Source organism: Elioraea tepidiphila DSM 17972 (assembly GCF_000378465.1).
Taxonomy (GTDB): domain Bacteria; phylum Pseudomonadota; class Alphaproteobacteria; order Acetobacterales; family Acetobacteraceae; genus Elioraea; species Elioraea tepidiphila.
The window spans coordinates 1-3,054 of sequence record NZ_KB899960.1 but is presented as its reverse complement, the minus strand read 5'-3'; the positions used below and the strand labels follow the sequence as shown (position 1 = coordinate 3,054).

Sequence of the window (3,054 nt, the reverse complement as noted above, 5' to 3'; positions counted from 1 at the left end):
GCGTCGCCACGCGATACGACCGTCTCGCCGAAACCTACCTCGCCGCAGTCCATATCGCCGCCATCGTGGCGTTCTGGTGGTGAGTCCGGACCCTAACACTCGCCTCCATCCAACTGTGGATCACGTTTGTCCACGCGGACTAGCGCCGGCGGAGCCGGGGCCGCGGCTGCGCCGGGCTGGATGGGAAACGGCCGAGTCGATACGATAGTACGCCGGTCCGGACGTCTGGCATCGACAGAACGACCACGTCATCGAGTTCGGCTTCCGTGAAACCGCTTGTTGCCCCAAGGCATGGTGCATAGGAAGCATATCGAAACGAGCGGGCATGAACGGGGAGGTCGCCATGTATCCTTTATTTTTTTTCGGTTTCAGAAGAAGATAAAAAGTTTGCCGAGAAGGTATGGGAAAGATTGCCGGCCGACTGGGTCTATCTGTACTCGAAGACGGGCGAGGAAGGCGTACACATATGGGAGGAGATCTCCCGTAGGGAATTACCAAAGTCGAAGATTTTCGTGGTGTTCTGGTCAAGGATGTACACTACTGCAAACGGCTGCGTGAAGGAGATTCTTCAGGCAAGGGATTTGGTGCGATATGGCATCATTCGTCCAGTCATTCTAAGGCTCGACGATTTTCCGATTACATGGAACGATACGCTGGATAGAGACGCCAAGCCAGCGCTTGACGCCCTGAAGGTAATGCTCGACTTCAGGACCTCGTCCACGAACGTTACGGTATCGCAGGCCATCGACCTGGTGCAGCGTGTTGCGGAACCACTTCTCAAGTCGGATCATCCTCGGCTGCCGCGACACGATCTTCTCCAGACGATGCGCGGCGTCATCCAGAAGGAGAAGGACCGATTCAGCGTATTTCCTGCGATCTGGGTGTCGGGGTTCAACGGGGTCGGTCGGGAAACTCTGATCAGAGAGTTCAACCGGAACTTCGCGCCGAACGGTCGCGGCATCGGCATCGAAGTCAACGAGGCATCGTTGCCGAGACAGACGCTCTTGCGGATCGAAAGCGAAGCGTTTGGCTCCGATACAGAACGCCTGCATCAGTTGAATGATGCAAGGATCGAGAACGAACCGGCAGCCGTTGCCGATGCCATCGAGCGCGTCTTCGCTGCCGGAAACTACATCATCTTCCGGCACAGCCGCATCGTTGAAGAGAACGTCGAGTTACCCGAGTGGCTTGACGACGTCGTGAACGCCCTGTCGCCGGCAACACGCCCAAAGCTTTTCATCATCTCACAGCTTCCCCTATCTCTGGAGCGTCGAACGCGGTGCCGTGACTCGCTGGTTGCCCAACGAGTCAACACGGTCGATGAACACCAGATGGTCCAGTTCTGTTACCAATTGATCGGCCACTTCGACAATCATCCGACACGCTGGGCCGAAGACGATGTCGCGCGTGTCGTCCACGCGTCGGGGGGAACCATAGGATTCCTCGTGGCCTTGGTTCGCGCGGCCGCCTGGATCGAGGACTTCGATCAGATCGACCGGCTTATTGCAGCCGATAAGGAGACGATGGCGGCCTCAATCACCCTCTATGTGCGGTGGGCCTTTTCGCAACTGCGCGATTTGGATGACGAGCAACGGACGCTCCTTTTCCTCAACGACATTTCGCCGTGCGATATCTCCGATCTGGAGCGAGTGATTGTACCAAAAAGACCAATTCTCCGAGTCTTGGGCAAGTTGCTCGAGCTTGGTCTGGTTGAGCGTGGTGACGATGGTCTTTATAGATTGACACCTTTGCTGGCGCACCGACTTAGTCGTGACCTGATCCGACCCGATCTTCTGCTCTGGCTCCGTGGCGCTCTTCTACAGTTTTTGAAGAAGCCGGCCGAGGTCGAAGGCGACGGGCACGAATACATACGCATCGAATCGCGCATTCAGGCGGCCATGCTGGCCGAATCCGAAGATCTTCCGAATAGCGTTGTCCACTTCGTGTCCGCCGCGCACTGGTTCCAGGCTGGGATACGGCTGTACCACGCTCGGCGGCGGGAACCAGCCTACAGAATTCTTAAGAAGGCCTTCGAGAGACGCGCCGATTTCTCCAGTACATCTCGCACGGAACTGATCCGCTATTTCTGCCTTAGCGCAACCCGAAACCGCAAGTACCAAGAAGCGCAACAATGTATCAGCCTCCTTGATGGTGTATACCACACCAAGGGAATGGCCACATTCCTTCGCGGTGATCTCTTGGAGTATCAAAGGCAGTATGTAGACGCTGTGAAGGAATACGAGCGTGCTCTCGACCTAAACAGAGGCAAGGAAAGGCGACTGGAGCGAACCTATCGTGCTATCATACACTGCATCCTTCGGACACCGCGTCCGCACTTTGGATCCGCAGAGCGTTATGCACAAGACTGGCTCCGCCTTCGAAAGACCGTTTTCAGCCTGATGGCGCTCGCTCGGGTATATTTGCACTGGAAGTATAGGGGGTATCACGCTGATCGGGAAGTTCCCAGCAATATTGATGAGCTCTACGGCAGCGCGCTAGCTGATCTCGAAGCGCACCCAGGGGTGGGAAGCGCGTATTTCGAGATCAGGGCTGAAGAGGCCGAGTTTGAGGGGGATTTCAATGGTGCTTTGGACTACATGAATAAGGCCATAGAGGCCGACCCTCGGTTCGAATTGCGTATCGAGAGGTGGCGCTTGATGGCGAAATCCGGTGGTCGTGAACTTGGAGAGAAAGCGTTGCGTGAGCTTCAAGATGCGAGAAGTAATCCCGAATACAAGAGCAATTGGATTCCATTCTTAACACTATTAGCAGAGAATTTTGCGCTTGCACTAAAGGCTACAAATCTGCCCCTCGGCAGCCTGAATACATTCGCACCTGAACTGTCAGATGGCGAAATAGGACAAATTATTGCTCGGGTGAACAGGCGAAGATGAGTTTCAGGGCGATGGCTCCTCCGATGCGGGTGTGTCTTGGGAGCCCTCGCGCTTTCTGGCCACACGGGACTGTCAGGAGTTTCGTGCGGGACCGTGGTGATCATGGGTTGAGACGGTCCTGGAAGAGGATGGCGAACTGCGCTCTGGCGGCGTGCCATTC

The 3,054-nt window shown here is 55.9% G+C and carries 1 protein-coding gene; it reads left to right on the top strand.

Features of this window, described 5'->3' with window-relative positions; translation table 11 throughout:
- Positions 1–554: 554 nt before the first annotated feature.
- Positions 555–2,894 (top strand): hypothetical protein, encoded by a 2,340-nt coding sequence (locus tag F563_RS25025; protein WP_156825306.1) that lies wholly within the window; start codon positions 555–557, stop codon positions 2,892–2,894.
- Positions 2,895–3,054: the final 160 nt, after the last annotated feature.